Source organism: Metasolibacillus meyeri (assembly GCF_003049505.1).
Taxonomy (GTDB): domain Bacteria; phylum Bacillota; class Bacilli; order Bacillales_A; family Planococcaceae; genus Metasolibacillus; species Metasolibacillus meyeri.
The window spans coordinates 1-17,104 of record NZ_PYWN01000086.1 but is presented as its reverse complement, the minus strand read 5'-3'; the positions used below and the strand labels follow the sequence as shown (position 1 = coordinate 17,104).

The window sequence follows — 17,104 nt, the reverse complement described above, 5'->3', positions numbered from 1 at the left end:
AGTCGCAAATAAACCTGAGAAAGTCGCAAATAAAATTGAGAAGTCGCAAATAAACCTGAGAAAGTCGCAAATAAATTGGGAGAGCCGCAAATAAACCTGAGAAATCGCAAATAAAACTGGAAAGTCGCAAATAAATCAAACAACAAAGAAAAATTTCATATCTCCTTCAAAATGCCCGATTAATATTATTGCAGAACAACACTTTATATCACGAATAATCGAAATTGTGTTGACTGAATGTTCATTCATAAATTACAATATGACTTATAAATGATTACACTTTATAATGGGGGAAAGCGTACAGAGGGGTTTACTTTTAATACAGCCGCTAAATCACAAGGCGGATGTCACAGGTTTTGTAGAGAATTCTACAGGAAGCGTATCAATTAACTGTTAGCTCGAAAAAACCTGAAAGCAATTATACCTCGACGTAATTGCTTAATATATGTATTCATGAGGGGGAGAAGCAATGAGCACATTATTAATTGTGAATTGGGTCGCGTTTATCGTAGTAGTGCTTTATGGGGGAGGACTATTTGCATATTTATTAAAAACGCGCTATGAATTCATTAAATTAGGGAAAAAAGAAGAATTTAATCAAAAAATGTCTGACCGAATTAGCGATATTATAGAAAAAGTATTCGGGCAGTCCAAGCTATTAAAAGATAAAAAAATGGGTATTGTGCACGTCCTCTTTTTCTACGGCTTTTTACTCGTTCAGCTTGGAGCGATTGATTTAATCTGGAAAGGTCTAAAGCCTGAGTCACATTTACCGTTTGGTCCGCTTTATCCATTCTTTACATTCTTCCAAGAAATCGTGGCATTAACGATTTTAGTAGCGGTTGTGACAGCATTTTATCGCCGCTATGTGGAGAAGCTTGTCCGCTTAAAGCGTGGCTTTAAAAATGGCCTTGTTTTAATTTTCATTGGTGGATTAATGGTTTCGACGCTTATCGCCAATGGAATGGGCTTAATTTGGCACGAGCATGGCTTAACAGGTGCCGAGCCAGTAGCGTCAGGCATCGCCTTTATTTTTGGCTTCTTATCACCAAAAATTGCAGCTGCAATTTTCTATGTAGCATGGTGGGTGCATTTATTAATTTTATTAACATTCTTAGTATATGTACCACAATCAAAACATTTCCACTTAATTACGAGTATTTTTAACGTTTTCTTAAACCGCCAAGAGCGCATGGGGACACTTCGTCCAATCGACTTCTCAGCACTTGAAGAGGCTGAAGATGAGGAAGACATGCCGGTGCTTGGGGTAGGGAAAATTCAAGACTTTACACAAAAGCAATTAATTGACCTATATGCCTGTGTAGAATGTGGTCGTTGTACGAATATGTGTCCAGCAACAGGTACAGGCAAAATGCTGTCACCGATGGACTTAATCGTCAAATTACGTGACCATTTAACATTTACAGGTGCGGTTGTCACAAAGCAAAAGCCGTGGGTTCCGTATCAAATGTTTAAAAACACACAAGGCAACCAATTAGCGATGGCTGCTGGTGCAGAAGGCGCAGTGATTGACGATATTTACAGCCCTTCATTAATCGGTGATGTCATTACAGAGGAAGAAATTTGGGCTTGTACTACTTGCCGTAACTGTGAAGATCAATGTCCAGTAATGAACGAGCATGTTGATAAAATTATCGATTTACGCCGTTATTTAACGATGACAGAAGGTAAAGTAAATCCAGATGCACAGCGCGCGATGACAAACATCGAGCGTCAAGGAAATCCGTGGGGCTTAAACCGTAAAGAAAAAGAAAACTGGCGCGAGCTTGACTCATCTATTTCAATTCCAACTGTGAAAGAATTGAAAAAATCGGGTGAGGAAATGGAATACTTATTCTGGGTAGGCTCAATGGGTTCATTCGACAACCGTTCACAAAAAATCGCGTTAGCATTTGCACGTTTAATGAACGAGGCAGGCGTAAAATTTGCGATTTTAGGAAATAAAGAGAAAAACTCAGGTGATACACCACGCCGCTTAGGAAATGAGTTTTTATTCCAAGAGTTAGCGACAGCCAATATTGATGAGTTCGAGAAAAACAATGTGCAGAAAATCGTCACAATTGATCCGCACGCATACAATATCTTTAAAAATGAATATAAAGATTTCGGCTGGAACGGTGAAGTATTACACCATACTGAGCTGCTATATGATTTAATTCAACAAGGTCGCTTAATCATGAATCATCGCGTTGAGGAAACAATCGTCTTCCACGATTCTTGTTACTTAGGTCGATACAATGATGTATATGATCCACCGCGTGAAATTTTAAAAGGTATCGCAGGCGTGAAGCTTGTTGAGATGGAGCGTAACCGCGAAACAGGTATGTGCTGTGGTGCTGGTGGTGGTCTAATGTGGATGGAGGAACATGTCGGCAATCGTATTAACGTTGCACGTACAGAGCAAGCATTAGCAACAGAGGCATCGGTTATTTCATCAGGCTGTCCTTACTGCTTAACGATGTTATCAGACGGTACGAAGGCGAAGGAAGTTGAAGAAACAGTCGGCACATTCGACATCGCAGAAATTTTAGAGCGCGCTGTTTTCGGTGACAAAGTAGTAGAAGTGCCTGAGGAAGAAGTTATTGAAGAACTAGCTGTTGAAGAAACAGTAGAAGTTGCCAAGGAAGTAACTACAGAGCAAACTGAGGTTATTGAGGAACTAGCAACAGAACAAGTAGATGTAGTTGCTGAGGAAATTGAAGAAACAGTTTCTAAAGCAGAAGTAACAATAGAGCAGGTTATTGAACAAGCTGAGGCTGTCGAACCAACTACAGAACAAGCAACAGCCTCTGAACAAGTAGTCGCAACAGAGGATGTAGCTGCTGAACAACCATCATCAGAAAAGAAAGAATAAGAAATGCAATAAAGGGGCTGTACGAAAGGGTAATATCTTTTGTACAGCCCTGTTCTTGTCAAAACGGATTAAAAATCGGACATCGGTGAATGAAAGTATTTAACGAATAAAATCCACACTTTAATAGGCGAATCATTCCTTTTAACCTAGAAATCTAATTTCAAAAAACATAAACAATAATTGAAAATTCATGTCCTTTCTAGTAAACTTTGAACTAATAGTACAAAGTTATTTCCACTCAGCTACTTGCTGAATGAAAATAAAGACTCTAGTGGGTGTCACAGATTTTAAAGAGGGAGATTTACGTGATGCAGGGTAGGTCGTGGAGTTTTAGGCTGGCTTCTAAGAAGAGCAAACTCTAAAAAATCTGAACGTAACTACGCTAGAGTACAATTGATATTTTTTTAAATAGTAACTGAGCGAGCGTTCAGTCGAAACTAAACAAGGGGTGTTTATTTTGAATAGAACAGTTATTTTGGATGGTGCACGTACAGCGTTTGGTAAATTTGGAGGAGGCCTAGCAAGCTTGCAGGCGAGCGATTTAGGTGGGGTTGCAATCAAAGCAGCGTTAGAAAGAGCAAGCATCGAGCCAGAAAAGGTTGGAGAAGTCATTATGGGAACGGTGTTGCAAGCAGGGCAAGGGCAAATCCCTTCACGACAAGCTGCCACGAAGGCTGGTGTTCCTTGGCATGTCAAAACGGAAACAATTAATAAAGTATGTGCATCAGGTATGCGCAGTGTGACCTTGGCAGATCAGCTGATTCGCTTAGGGGACGAAGAGGTAATTGTCGCAGGTGGTATGGAGTCAATGTCGAATGCACCGTATTATTTACCTAAAGGGCGTTTTGGCTTACGTATGGGCGATGGTCAGCTTGTTGATGGAATGATTTTTGATGGATTATCTTGTGCATTTGATCCGCAGCGTGTACATATGGGGACATACGGCAATCAAACAGCAGAAAGCTTTGATTTGACACGTCAACAGCAAGATGAATGGGCAGTACGTAGCCATCAGTTAGCATTACAGGCTATTGAAGAAGGCAAACTAGCAGAGGAAATTATAGCTGTTGATATTCCACAGCGCAAAGGCGAACCAGTCGTGATGAACAAGGATGAAGCACCGCGAGTGGGCACAACTTTGGAAGCGCTCTCAGCGTTGAGGTCTGCGTTTAGTAAAGATGGCACAATTACGGCAGGTAATGCACCTGGAGTAAATGATGGTGCATGTGCGCTTGTTTGTATGAGCGAAGAACGCGCACAGCGTGAAAATCGCAAGCCGCTTGCAACGATTATCGGGCATGCGGAAGTGGGAGTAGAGCCGCAAAATTTCCCGCAAACACCGGGTCTTGTTATTCAAAAGCTACTTGATAAAACAGGCAAAACATTAGCAGATATTGATTTGTTTGAAATTAACGAAGCGTTTGCGGCAGTTGCTTTAGTGAGCAATAAAATCGCGGGGCTTGATGAAAGCAAAGTGAATGTAAATGGTGGAGCAGTAGCGCTAGGTCATCCAATCGGCGCGAGCGGTGCACGTATTATTTTAACGTTAGCTTATGAACTACGTCGTCGCGGTGGCGGTATTGGTATCGCAGCTATTTGTTCAGGTGGCGGTCAAGGGGATGCAATTATGATTGAAGTGGAGGCAGAGTAATGATTCAAAAAGTAATGGTAATTGGTGCAGGGCAAATGGGTTCAGGTATTGCACAAGTTTGTGCACAGGCAGGCTATGCAGTTGTATTAAATGATATGAAGCAAGAGTTTTTTGAGCGTGGCTTAGGGGTTATTACAAAAAATTTAACACGTGATGTAGAAAAAGGACGTAAAACAGAGGAAGAGAAGCAAGCTGTTTTAGAGCGTATTACGATGTCGCTTGATTTACAAGATGCAAGTGATGTAGACATTGTTATTGAGGCAGCAGTAGAAAATATGGAAATTAAACAATCCATTTTTAAACAGCTTGATGCGATTGCACCAAAGCATGCCATTTTAGCAACAAACACGTCGAGCTTACCGATAACAGAAATCGCAGCCGTTACAACACGACCAGAGCAAGTCATTGGTATGCACTTTATGAATCCAGTACCTGTTATGAAGCTTGTCGAAATTATTCGTGGACTTGCGACAACGGATGAAGTATATAAAGCGGTAGAAGATATGACGGTCAAGTTAGCAAAAACACCTGTTGAAGTAAATGACTTCCCAGGATTTATTTCGAATCGTATTTTAATGCCGATGATTAATGAAGCAATTTATGCACTTTATGAAGGTGTTGCGACAAAAGAAGCGATTGATGATGTCATGAAGATGGGGATGAACCATCCGATGGGACCATTAACATTAGCAGATTTTATCGGCTTAGATACATGCTTATACATTATGGAAATATTACATGAAGGCTTCGGTGATAGTAAGTATCGCCCTTGCCCATTGTTACGTAAATACGTAGCAGCAGGCTGGTTAGGCAAAAAATCAGGGCGCGGTTTTTACGTATACAACTAGGAGGACTACACAATGGAATTACGTTTTACAGAAGAACAGCAAATGATGCGCAACATGGTAAAAGATTTTGCAGAAAGCGAAATTGCACCATTTGTTGAACGTATGGAGGCAGGCGAGTTTCCACGCGAAATTTTAAAAAAGATGGGCGAGCTAGGCTTAATGGGTATTACAGCACCTGAACAGTATGGCGGCTCAGAGATGGATTTTACATCATATATTTTAGCGATTAATGAATTATCTAAAGTGAGTGCAGTGGTTGGCGTTATTTTATCTGTTCACACATCTGTTGGGACGAATCCAATTCTTTATTTTGGCAACGATGCACAAAAGGAAAAATACGTATCGAAGCTAGCAACAGGTGAATATTTAGGGGCGTTTTGTTTAACGGAGCCAGGAGCAGGAAGCGATGCAGGCTCATTGAAATCACGTGCTGTTAAAGACGGCGGCCATTATGTCATTAATGGTTCAAAAGTATTCATTACAAATGGTGGAGAAGCGGACGTTTATATTGTGTTTGCGAATACAAACCCAGAGTTAGGTTCACGTGGCATTTCAGCGTTTATCGTAGAAAAAGATACACCGGGTTTAATTATTGGAAAAGATGAGCATAAAATGGGCTTGCATGGCTCGCGCACAGTACAGTTAACATTTGAGAATATGCTTGTACCAGTAGAAAATTTGTTAGGCAGTGAAGGGGAAGGCTTTAAAATTGCGATGGCCAACTTAGATGTAGGACGCATTGGTATTGCAGCACAATCATTAGGTATTGCGGAAGCAGCTTTAGAGGCAGCAACAGCTTATGCAAAAGAGCGTGTACAGTTTGGCAAGCCGATTGCAGCACAACAAGGAGTTGGCTTTAAGCTAGCCGATATGGCAACAGCAGTAGAGGCGGCGAAACTACTTGTTTATCGTGCAGCAGATTTACGTTCAAAAGGTTTACCATGTGGGAAGGAAGCTTCGATGGCAAAGCTATTTGCTTCTAAAACAGCAGTGCAAGTAGCGATTGATGCGGTGCAAGTATTTGGTGGTTATGGCTATACCGAGGATTACCCAGTGGAGCGCTATTTCCGCGATGCAAAAGTAACGGAAATTTATGAAGGTACAAGTGAGATTCAGCGTATTGTAATCGGAAAAAATCTACTAAAGTAAAAGGGGATTAACGAAATGAACTTTCAACTATCAGAAGAGCATGAACAATTGCGTGAAATGATTCGTGATTTTGCGATAAATGAAGTGGCACCAACAGCAGCAGAGCGCGATGAGAATGAAGAATTTAGTCGCGAAATTTTCGATAAAATGGCGGAGCTAGGTTTAACAGGTATTCCATGGCCAGAAGAATATGGTGGCGCGGGCTTTGACTATCTTGCTTATTGTATCGCAGTAGAGGAGCTTTCTCGCGTATGTGCATCAACAGGGGTAACATTATCAGCACATACATCACTAGCAGGATGGCCAATTTATAAATTTGGCTCAGAGGAGCAAAAGCAAAAATATCTTCGTCCGATGGCAGAAGGAAAGAAAATCGGAGCATATGGCTTAACAGAGCCAGGCTCAGGTTCTGATGCAGGCGGTATGAAAACATACGCAAAATTAGATGGTGATGACTATGTTTTAAATGGCTCGAAAATTTTTATTACAAACGGTGGTGTGGCGGATATTTATGTCGTGTTTGCTGTAACTGATCCTGAGTCCAAGCACGGGACAACAGCATTTATCGTAGAGGCAGATATGCCAGGCTTCTCTGTAGGCAAGAAAGAGAAAAAGCTAGGTATTCGTTCATCTCCAACGACAGAGATTATTTTTGAAAACTGTCGTGTACCGAAGGAAAATATTTTAGGGGAATTAGGTCATGGCTTTGTCATTGCGATGAAAACATTAGATGGTGGACGTAATGGTATTGCGGCACAGGCGGTTGGTATCGCACAAGGTGCATTAGACGCGGCAGTAGACTATGCAAAGGAGCGTGTGCAATTCGGTAAGCCGATTGCAGCAAACCAAGGCGTGTCATTTAAGCTAGCTGATATGGCAACGGCAGTAGAAGCATCACGCTTACTGACATACCAAGCAGCATGGCTAGAATCGAACGATTTACCATACGGCCAAGCGTCAGCGATGGCAAAATTAATGGCAGGCGATACAGCGATGAGTGTGACAACAGAGGCAGTGCAAGTATTTGGTGGTTATGGCTATACAAAAGATTATCCTGTAGAACGCTTTATGCGTGATGCAAAAATTACGCAAATTTACGAAGGTACACAAGAGATTCAACGCCTTGTAATTTCTCGTAATTTAACGAAGTAATCTATGGCAAAAAATAAAGAAAGACTGCAAGTTGAAACATCGGTAAAGGATGCACAACTCATTGAATTTCGTCGTCAGCAAATTATTAATGCGGCAATTGTGCTATTTAAAGAAAAAGGTTTTCATCGAGCTACTACGCGTGAAATAGCCAAAGTAGCAGGCTTTAGCATTGGCACATTGTATGAATATGTGCGAACAAAGGAAGATGTGCTGTACTTGCTATGTGATAGCATTTACAACGAAGTAAGGCAGCGTCTTGATAGCTTTCCGCAATATTCAGGTACTGTCGATGAGCTAAAAGAAGCAATTAAGCAATACTTTTTATTAATTGATAGCATGACAGATGCGTTTACAATTATGTATCAGGAATCAAAGTCATTATCGCAAGAGGCACTACATTACGTGTTGAATAAAGAGTTAGAAATGGTTGCTCTCTTTCAAAATATATTAAAAAATTGCTCAGAGTTAGGCGTTTTGAAACTTTCGGAGCAGGAGCTATTTTTGGCAGCGAACCATATCGTTATTCAAGGACAAAGCTGGGCGTTTCGCAGATGGGCGCTACATAGGCACTGTACAATAGGCGAGTTTATTGAATACCAAACGAATACTTTTCTGTGTGGTATTATGCGTCAAGAGTAAGGAGAAATGAGCGCAAATTGCATAACGCTACGTATGCAATTTGCGTTTTTTGCATAACAGGCACAAGCAAGCGAAGGGGGAAAAAGTGATGGGGAAAGTAGAAGTGTATCGTCCAACGAATTATGTACGATTTGTAACGGCATCGAGCCTATTTGATGGTCATGATGCATCGATTAACATTATGCGTCGTATTTTACAATCAAGCGGAGTAGAGGTCATCCATTTAGGGCATAATCGCTCTGTTGAAGAGGTTGTTAATGCAGCGATTCAGGAAGATGTGCAAGGGATTGCTATTTCGAGTTATCAAGGCGGACATATGGAATATTTCAAATATATGTACGACCTTTTGCGCGAAAATGGCGCACCGCATATTAAAATTTATGGTGGTGGTGGCGGTGTAATTTTACCGCGTGAAATTAAAGAATTGCATGACTATGGCATCGCATGTATTTTCTCGCCAGAGGATGGGCGTGTACTCGGTTTACAAGGGATGATTAATCAGCAAATTGAAGGCACAGATTTTTCAACGCTACAAGGTGATTATTTAGAGAAACTTGAGCAACTTTCAACAGATACACCAGAAATTTTGGCGAATTTAATTACAGCTGCGGAAATCGGTGGTGATGGTGTTCAATCTTTACTAGAAGAAGCGCGAGCAAAATCTAAGCATACACCAGTGCTCGGTATTACAGGAACTGGTGGCGCGGGGAAATCTTCACTTACAGACGAACTGATTCGTCGTTTCTTACAGGAGTTTCCTGAAAAGAGAATCGCTATTATTTCAGTTGATCCGACGAAACAAAAAACGGGTGGTGCGTTGCTTGGTGACCGTATTCGTATGAATGCGATTTTCAACAATCGCGTTTATATGCGTAGTTTAGCAACACGTAACTCACATACTGAGCTTTCTGCGTCAATTGGTGATGTGCTTGATGTTGTAAAAGTAGCCGGTTACGATTTAATCATTGTTGAAACGAGCGGTATCGGTCAAGGGGATGCGGAAATTACAAAGCATACTGATTTTTCAATGTATGTTATGACAAGCGAATTCGGTGCACCAACACAGCTTGAAAAAATCGATATGATTGATTATGCAGATATTATCGCAATTAATAAATTTGAGCGTAAAGGCTCTGAAGATGCACTACGCCAAGTACAAAAGCAATATCAGCGCTCACGCGAATTATGGACAGCGAATTTAGATGATATGCCTGTTTATGGCACAATTGCCAGTCAGTTTAACGATAAAGGTACAAACTCTTTATTCGCAGCACTCGTTAAAACGATTAACGATAAATTCGAACTGAGTTGGGAAACATCGTATGAGCAATCGATTAAAACGCAAAAGCAAGATGTTATTATTCCAAATGAGCGTCGCTATTACTTACGTGAAATTACAGATACGGTGCGTGGCTATCATAAAAAAGCGCAGCAACAAGTTGATTTTGCACGCAAATTATATCAGCTAGAAGGGACTAAGCAGCAGCTCGCTGCATCAGAAGAGGCGTTAATTGCATCAATTGATACATTAATTGAAAGTGTCAAAAATGAATTATCTGCTGAATCAAAGCGAATTTTAGCAAATTGGGCTGCGTTAAAAGAAGCATATGCAGGTGAAGAGCTTGTAACGAAAGTGCGCGATAAGGAAATTCGTACAATTTTACGCACAACATCATTATCGGGTCTAAAAATTCCCAAAGTAGCATTGCCGAGATTTGCTGATTATGGTGAAATTTTGCGTTGGGTTTATGCGGAAAATGTACCGGGAGAATTCCCATATACAGCTGGAGTATTCCCATTCAAGCGAGAAGGGGAAGATCCGAAGCGTCAATTTGCTGGTGAGGGGACGCCAGAGCGCACGAATAAACGCTTCCATTATTTATCAAAAGACGATGATGCAAAGCGTCTTTCTACGGCATTTGACTCCGTGACATTATACGGAGAAGACCCACATGTTCGACCAGATATTTACGGTAAGGTTGGAGAATCAGGTGTAAGTATTTGTACATTGGATGACATGAAAAAGCTATATGCAGGTTTTGATTTATGTGCACCTTCAACATCTGTGTCGATGACAATTAATGGACCAGCGCCGATTATTTTAGCGATGTTCATGAATACGGCGATTGATCAGCAGATAAAGCTACGTGAAGAGGAGCTAGGGGGCGTCTTAAGCGTAGAGGAATTTGCAGAAGTGCGCGCAAAAACGCTTCAAGTAGTGCGTGGTACCGTACAGGCGGATATTTTGAAAGAAGATCAAGGGCAAAATACATGTATTTTCTCGACGGAATTTGCGCTTCGGATGATGGGTGATATTCAGCAGTATTTCATCGACCATAAAGTACGAAATTACTATTCTGTATCGATTTCGGGCTATCATATTGCGGAGGCTGGTGCCAATCCAATTTCACAGCTTGCCTTCACGCTAGCAAATGGTTTCACATATGTTGAGTATTATTTAAGCCGTGGCATGCATATTGATGATTTCGCACCGAATTTAAGCTTCTTCTTCTCAAATGGTTTAGACCCTGAGTATACGGTAATTGGGCGTGTAGCACGTCGTATTTGGGCTGTTGTCATGCGTGATAAATATGGTGCGAATGAGCGCTCACAAAAGTTAAAATACCATGTTCAAACATCTGGACGTAGCTTGCATGCACAGGAAATCGATTTTAATGATATTCGTACAACATTACAGGCTTTAATGGCGTTGCAGGATAATTGTAACTCATTGCACACAAATGCTTATGACGAAGCAATTACAACGCCAACAGAGGAGTCTGTACGTCGCGCGATGGCGATTCAAATGATTATTACGAAGGAGCACGGCTTGTCGAAAAACGAAAATCCGCTACAAGGTGCCTTTATTATTGAGGAATTGACAGATTTAGTAGAGCAAGCTGTGATGGAGGAATTTGATCGCATGAATGACCGCGGTGGTGTGCTTGGTGCAATGGAAACGCAATACCAGCGTGGCAAAATTCAAGAAGAGTCGATGTACTATGAGCATTTGAAGCACTCTGGAGAACTGCCGATTATTGGTGTCAACACATACTTAAATCCGAACCCACCATCAGCAGAGGAAATTGACAGCATGGAAATTGCACGTGCAACAAAGGAAGAAAAGGATTTACAAATTGCCAATTTGCAAGCGTTCCAAACACGTCACACAGCACAAGCAGATGAAGCAATCAAACGTTTAAAGCAAGCTGCTGTAACAGGTGGCAATATTTTTGCGGAGTTAATGGACACTGTACAAGTAGCGAGCTTAGGTCAAATTACAAAAGCGCTATACGAAGTAGGTGGACAATACCGACGCAATATGTAATCACATACAAATGATGAATGGCTGCTCGGAAAGGATTTTTGTTTTCCGAGCAGCTTCTTGTCTGGAAGATGAAAAAGTTTTTTTAAATATAAGCGAAATAATATATCCTAAAGCCAATTTGCAGTATACTTACACCAAGTCATAATTGATACCAAAAGGTGAGGTGGCAAAATGAAAAGCTTTCTAACATTTATGGTGATTATAACGGGCTTATTTGCCACTTTTATGTTGTATAATAAACAAATGGCTTCGATTCCGTTACTGCTTTTATCAGCATTTTTCTTTTACATAGGTGGTAAAGAAGTAGCAAAAATAAAAAACAAGAAATGATGCTAGCATAGTAGTGCCATGTTTGTATATAATGGTTATCATGATTTAATTTTAAGGATTATTTCCTAATAAGCTAACTAAACGTGAAAAGAAAGGACGTGCACGATTTTGAACCTTCGTGAAATGACAAAAGAACAAATAGCGGAAGAATCACTAATCGACTTAGCATACACAATTTTAGAAGACAGAAAGTCACCGCTTTTATTCGCTGATTTATTAAAAGCAATTCAAGCATTAAATGGCTTGTCTGATGAAGAATTACAACCTCGTTTACTTCAATTTTATACAGATATGAACATAGACGGACGTTTTTTATTGAACCATGAAAACGGATGGGGATTACGAATTTGGTATAAAATCGAAACAATCGAAGAAGAAACTGCACCAACAGTTAAGGTACGTAAGAAGAAATCTAAGCTTGTTGAAGATGAAGAGGAAGAATTAGAAGACCTTGAAGAAGAAGATTTAGGCTTTGAAGAGGACTTTGACGAGTTCGTAGAAGATGAAGAGGAAATTGAAGAAGAACTAATTGACTTTGATGAAGAAGAAATCGAAGACATTGACGAAGAAATTGATGAGGATTTAATTGAGGAAGATGATGAATTCCTTATCGATGAGGAAGAAGAGCTAGAAGAAGAGGAAGAAATCGAAGAGTAATATCGCTTTTGGTATAAATTAAAACTTGTTAATACATGATAAATTAAGTTGTCATAAGCAAAAACTCTTGACTTCTTTTACGCTTCCGTATAATCTTTTAATTGGGCTCCTTAAAAAAGGAGATTGACCGAATAAGCAACACGCTCCCCCTGCAAAATAAATGCAGGAGGAGCGTTTTTTGTTGTTAATCTTGATTCAGTTAAGAAACTCCCTTCTTTACAGGAGGGAGTTGAATGCTTAATTTGCCTTTGCAGTGGGAATAGAAAAACTCGCTGTTAGAAAGGAGCTCAGTCTAAGAGCACCATATCTTTATGGTAATGATTGAGTGACCAACGATATGTTGGTTCAGAGCTCTAGGTGGATGTTATAGATTTTCATTGCAAATTTAGAAAATCTGGACGCAATTACGCCTTGCTTTAATTGATTTTAGATAATATACCCATAAAAGCTTGATTGCCTAAAACTAATCAAGTTTTTCATATTTTGAAGGAGGAATACAAGATGACAAAGTATATTTTCGTAACAGGTGGCGTTGTATCTTCATTAGGTAAGGGGATTGTAGCTGCATCATTAGGTCGCATATTAAAAAACCGTGGATTAGAAGTAACGATTCAAAAATTCGATCCTTATTTAAATATTGACCCAGGCACGATGAGCCCATATCAACATGGTGAAGTTTTTGTTACAGATGATGGTGCTGAGGCAGACTTAGATTTAGGGCATTATGAGCGTTTTATCGATATTAATTTAGGTAAACACTCTACAGTCACTTCAGGTAAAGTGTATCAATCTGTGTTAAATAAAGAGCGTCGTGGCGATTATAATGGTGGAACAGTTCAAGTAATTCCTCATGTAACAAATGAAATTAAAGACCGCATTCAACGCGCGGGTCGTGAAACGTCTGCGGATGTTGTCATTACGGAAATTGGCGGTACTGTAGGTGATTTCGAATCGCTGTCGTTTTTAGAAGCAATTCGTCAAATGCGTCGTGATTTAGGTCATGAAAATGTGATGTACATTCATTGTACATTGATGCCTTATATTAAAGCTGCTGGTGAAATGAAAACAAAGCCAACGCAACACTCTGTAAAAGAATTGCGCTCATTAGGAATTCAACCAAACATTATCGTATTGCGTACAGAGCAGCCAGTACCATCAGAAATGAAAGACAAAATTGCGCTATTCTGTGATGTTCGCGCAACAGACATTATTGAATCTCGTGATGCAGAGCATTTATATGAAGTACCATTAAACTTACTTGCACAAGACTTTGATCAAATCGTATTAGACCATTTTGGAATTAAAGCACCAAAAGCAAATATGGAAGATTGGAAAGAGCTTGTTCATAAAGTGAAAAACTTAGAAAACAAAACACGTATTGCTTTAGTAGGGAAGTATGTAGAGCTACAAGATGCTTATATTTCTGTTGTCGAGGCATTAAAGCATGCAGGTTATGTATATGATTCAGATATTGAAATTGATTGGATTAATGCTGAGAATGTAACAGCTGACAATGTGACGGAGCTATTAAGTCAAGCTGATGGCATTTTAGTACCAGGAGGCTTCGGGGATCGCGGAGTTGAAGGAAAAGTAGAGGCAATTCGCTATGCGCGTGAAAATGATGTACCGTTCTTAGGTATATGCTTAGGTATGCAACTTGCGACAATTGAGTTCGCACGCAATGTTCTGAACTTAGAAGGTGCACATTCTACAGAATTAGATAAAGACACAAAATACCCAATTATCGACTTCTTACCAGACCAGTCAGAAGACACAGATTTAGGTGGTACTTTACGTTTAGGGCTATACCCATGTAAACTAAAAGAAGGCTCCGTAGCACGTAGCGCATACAATGGTGAAGAATTAGTATACGAACGTCATCGCCATCGTTATGAATACAATAATGAGTTCCGTGAGGCAATGGAAGCAGCAGGCTTAGTATTCTCAGGTGTTTCACCTGATAACAAGCTAGTGGAAATTATCGAGCTACCAGAAAAGAAATTCTTTGTAGCTGCACAATTCCACCCAGAATTAATTTCTCGTCCACAACGTCCACAACCACTATTCCGTGAATTTGTTGGTGCGGCATTTAATAAATAAAATAAAGAGAGGCTTGTCCGAAAAGGTATTATTAACTTTTTCAGACAAGCCTTGTTTTTTATTTGGATGGGCGATTTTCCATGTTCACTGGGCGAAAAACACGTTTCGCTGGGCGAATTTCGTCATAGGTTGGGCGAATCATTACTTTTGACTTACTGGTATCAGTGAAACCTCAACCAAAAGGTGATTGTATTCCATCCTCTTCATCCTCATCCGCTGTAAGCATTTCATCATAGCTTAGTTTAATTGCCTCATAAACAAAAAGCGCGGCTAATAAAGATGGCATGACAGTACGTTCTCCAAGTTTTGTGGGATGTGGCAAAATAGCTCCACGTAAATTGAGCGATATATACGTATAGGCTAGCTCACTCAACTGATTGTCATGATTTGCGAGCTCACAAGCAATCGCTGCAAAAGGAATAAATGCGTCATATAGCTGCTGTGCTAGTACAAGCGCCTCTGCATCATTAGCATGACGAGTAAAAATACATACACGGTCCGTTTCAGTAATGACAGCATCAGCTGTCCACAAGGCAACTTTCGCCATCGGCTCTGCTGAAAACATTGCATTTTGCGCTACTCCTTGCATTTCATCGAAGCATGCAAAATAGACAGTACCTTGTCCGATAGCGGCTTGAGCTAATAAACGAGCTGTTTCTTCAATTGCATCATCTTCATTTTGTTGAATCTTTTGCAATACACCAATTAATTGTGTTGTTAATATTTTTGACATAATTACACCTCATTGATATAAAATATAATACAATATAGATATATTTGTTATAATAATAAAAAACATAGATTAGGGGAATAACATGATATCGACAATTTCAAAAAACATTAAATATTACAGAAAAAAGATGGGCTATACACAAGCCGAATTAGCAAAAGGAATATGTACACAAGCAATGATTAGTAACTTTGAAAAAGGAGGTAGCTCACCATCAAGTGTTGTTATGCATCAAATCGCTGAAAAATTGGGCGTGCCAATCGAAAATTTCTTTCATGGTGAACATTCTACACCAGTTCAACAAAATACAGAAGTTGAAAAGCTTGTGCGAAAACTAATACATCAACGAGACTATGAATCGGTATCGTATATCATTATGAATGAATTAAATAAAAAAAATACTCACTCACCGAGAGAGCAGAAGTTTTTAAAGTTGAATGAAGGTATTTGTATATATTTTTTAGAAAGAGATAGCATTAAATCCACTCAAATTTTAAAATCTCTTTTACCTCCACAGGATAAAGTGGAGGAGGCTTTAGATATCGAAATTATAAGTAGCTTAGCCATTATTTATTTTGAAATGAAAGATTATGATACTTCACTGTATTATTACGAGCTTTGTACAAAAAACTTTGAACAAAATAAGATAGATGCTCGCTTAAAAATAAAGATTTTATATGGCAAATCAAGGACGCTAACATATAAAGAAGAATTTAAAGATGCGCTGCTTTGCTGTAAACAAGCGATTAAAATTTGTTTAGAAAATGAAACATTGTATTTTTTAGGTGAACTATTATTCCAAGCGGCTCGCTTATCAATCCTTGAAAAAGCATCTACTGAGGCAGAAATTTATATTAGACAAGCGACAAGCCTGTTTGAGCTTCAAGGTGAAATAGATTTCCTTAGAATTGTAGAGCAATTAAAAGAAGAGTTACAATAAAACCTATAAAAAATGTTATGGTTTTTAAAAAAATATTGATTTATTGCTCGAGATGTAATAAATTACTAATAAAAGGGGGTGCAATAATGAAAAAGTTGTTCGCTAATTTATTTGTATGTTTTGCCATTTTAGTATCTGCTAGCGGCTATCAAGTGCAAGCAGAGACAGCAACTAATGTAGTATTATCGAATGGAGAATTCCAAACTTTCTCGAAAGAACTTCCTGATTTACCAAGTAGACCTTAAAAGAATATGTACCGATTAATATGCTACTGGTTACTCACCAATCTTTATTCAGTAATTGCTTTTACCTAACGATGACAGCTGCTACTTAAGGCAACGCCAAGGTTTTTGCTGAGTAAAAAGCCATTGAATATAAATATAACTTTTTTTTATAAATATATTAATAATTCGTGGGGTGAAGTAAGCATTGTAATAAAGTAGCCAGTAGCATCCAGCATAAGCTTCGTCTCTTTTGTTAGGCGGAGTTTTTTATCTTGGTTCAGTATAAAACTTTTAGTAGGGATGGATGTCTTATGTTCACTTTGAGCATTGTGTGTACAAACATTAGCTGAACCAAGATAATTTCCAAAGAATATCACAGATTCTGAAGAACACTGGGTGCAATTACCTCTAAGTGTAATTGATTTACATAAAGTGAACCTTCAATCAGTGGGGGTTTTCCTCATCCCCCACTGATTGGTGA

Annotated in this window: 13 protein-coding genes; 12 read left to right on the top strand and 1 reads right to left on the bottom strand. The window is 39.4% G+C overall.

The window, feature by feature from the left end:
- Positions 1-469: 469 nt before the first annotated feature.
- The 10 genes from C9J34_RS13180 (at position 470) to C9J34_RS13140 (ending at position 14,729) form a co-directional block, all read left to right on the top strand.
- Positions 470-2,875, top strand: coding sequence for a (Fe-S)-binding protein (locus tag C9J34_RS13180; RefSeq protein ID WP_238600654.1), 2,406 nt, complete (start codon positions 470-472; stop codon positions 2,873-2,875).
- Between the two features lie 457 nt (positions 2,876-3,332).
- Positions 3,333-4,526, top strand: coding sequence for an acetyl-CoA C-acetyltransferase (locus C9J34_RS13175; RefSeq protein ID WP_107840514.1), 1,194 nt, complete (start codon positions 3,333-3,335; stop codon positions 4,524-4,526).
- Positions 4,526-5,374 (top strand): 3-hydroxybutyryl-CoA dehydrogenase, encoded by an 849-nt coding sequence (locus C9J34_RS13170; RefSeq protein WP_107840512.1) that lies wholly within the window; start codon positions 4,526-4,528, stop codon positions 5,372-5,374. Before C9J34_RS13175 ends, C9J34_RS13170 begins: the two co-directional genes overlap by 1 nt.
- Positions 5,375-5,386: 12 nt before the next feature.
- Positions 5,387-6,523, top strand: coding sequence for an acyl-CoA dehydrogenase (locus C9J34_RS13165; RefSeq protein WP_107840510.1), 1,137 nt, complete (start codon positions 5,387-5,389; stop codon positions 6,521-6,523).
- 15 nt (positions 6,524-6,538) lie between these two features.
- The gene (locus C9J34_RS13160) at positions 6,539-7,675 is read left to right on the top strand and encodes an acyl-CoA dehydrogenase (protein ID WP_107840507.1); all 1,137 of its coding nucleotides are present in this window, start codon (positions 6,539-6,541) and stop codon (positions 7,673-7,675) included.
- 3 nt (positions 7,676-7,678) lie between these two features.
- Positions 7,679-8,314, top strand: coding sequence for a TetR/AcrR family transcriptional regulator (locus C9J34_RS13155; RefSeq protein ID WP_107840506.1), 636 nt, complete (start codon positions 7,679-7,681; stop codon positions 8,312-8,314).
- Between the two features lie 88 nt (positions 8,315-8,402).
- The gene (icmF, locus tag C9J34_RS13150) at positions 8,403-11,642 is read left to right on the top strand and encodes a fused isobutyryl-CoA mutase/GTPase IcmF (RefSeq protein WP_107840504.1); all 3,240 of its coding nucleotides are present in this window, start codon (positions 8,403-8,405) and stop codon (positions 11,640-11,642) included.
- Between the two features lie 171 nt (positions 11,643-11,813).
- The gene (locus tag C9J34_RS22000; protein ID WP_193769003.1) at positions 11,814-11,972 is read left to right on the top strand and encodes a hypothetical protein; all 159 of its coding nucleotides are present in this window, start codon (positions 11,814-11,816) and stop codon (positions 11,970-11,972) included.
- Between the two features lie 108 nt (positions 11,973-12,080).
- A complete protein-coding gene (rpoE, locus tag C9J34_RS13145; protein ID WP_193769002.1) occupies positions 12,081-12,629 on the top strand; it encodes a DNA-directed RNA polymerase subunit delta in 549 nt (182 codons plus the stop codon).
- Positions 12,630-13,130: 501 nt separating this feature from the next.
- Positions 13,131-14,729 carry a CTP synthase gene (locus C9J34_RS13140; RefSeq protein WP_107840502.1) on the top strand — a complete coding sequence of 533 codons (1,599 nt, stop codon included), beginning with the start codon at positions 13,131-13,133 and terminating at the stop codon, positions 14,727-14,729.
- 172 nt (positions 14,730-14,901) lie between these two features.
- On the opposite strand, the gene C9J34_RS13135 is transcribed toward C9J34_RS13140, so the two are convergent.
- Positions 14,902-15,462 (bottom strand): DUF2529 family protein, encoded by a 561-nt coding sequence (locus tag C9J34_RS13135; protein WP_107840500.1) that lies wholly within the window; start codon positions 15,460-15,462, stop codon positions 14,902-14,904.
- An 82-nt stretch (positions 15,463-15,544) separates the two neighbouring features.
- Here C9J34_RS13135 and C9J34_RS13130 point away from each other — a divergent pair, with 82 nt between their 5' ends.
- Both C9J34_RS13130 and C9J34_RS21995 read left to right on the top strand, forming a co-directional pair.
- A complete protein-coding gene (locus tag C9J34_RS13130) occupies positions 15,545-16,399 on the top strand; it encodes a helix-turn-helix domain-containing protein (RefSeq protein ID WP_107840498.1) in 855 nt (284 codons plus the stop codon).
- An 86-nt stretch (positions 16,400-16,485) separates the two neighbouring features.
- Positions 16,486-16,644, top strand: coding sequence for a hypothetical protein (locus C9J34_RS21995; RefSeq protein WP_193769001.1), 159 nt, complete (start codon positions 16,486-16,488; stop codon positions 16,642-16,644).
- Positions 16,645-17,104: the final 460 nt, after the last annotated feature.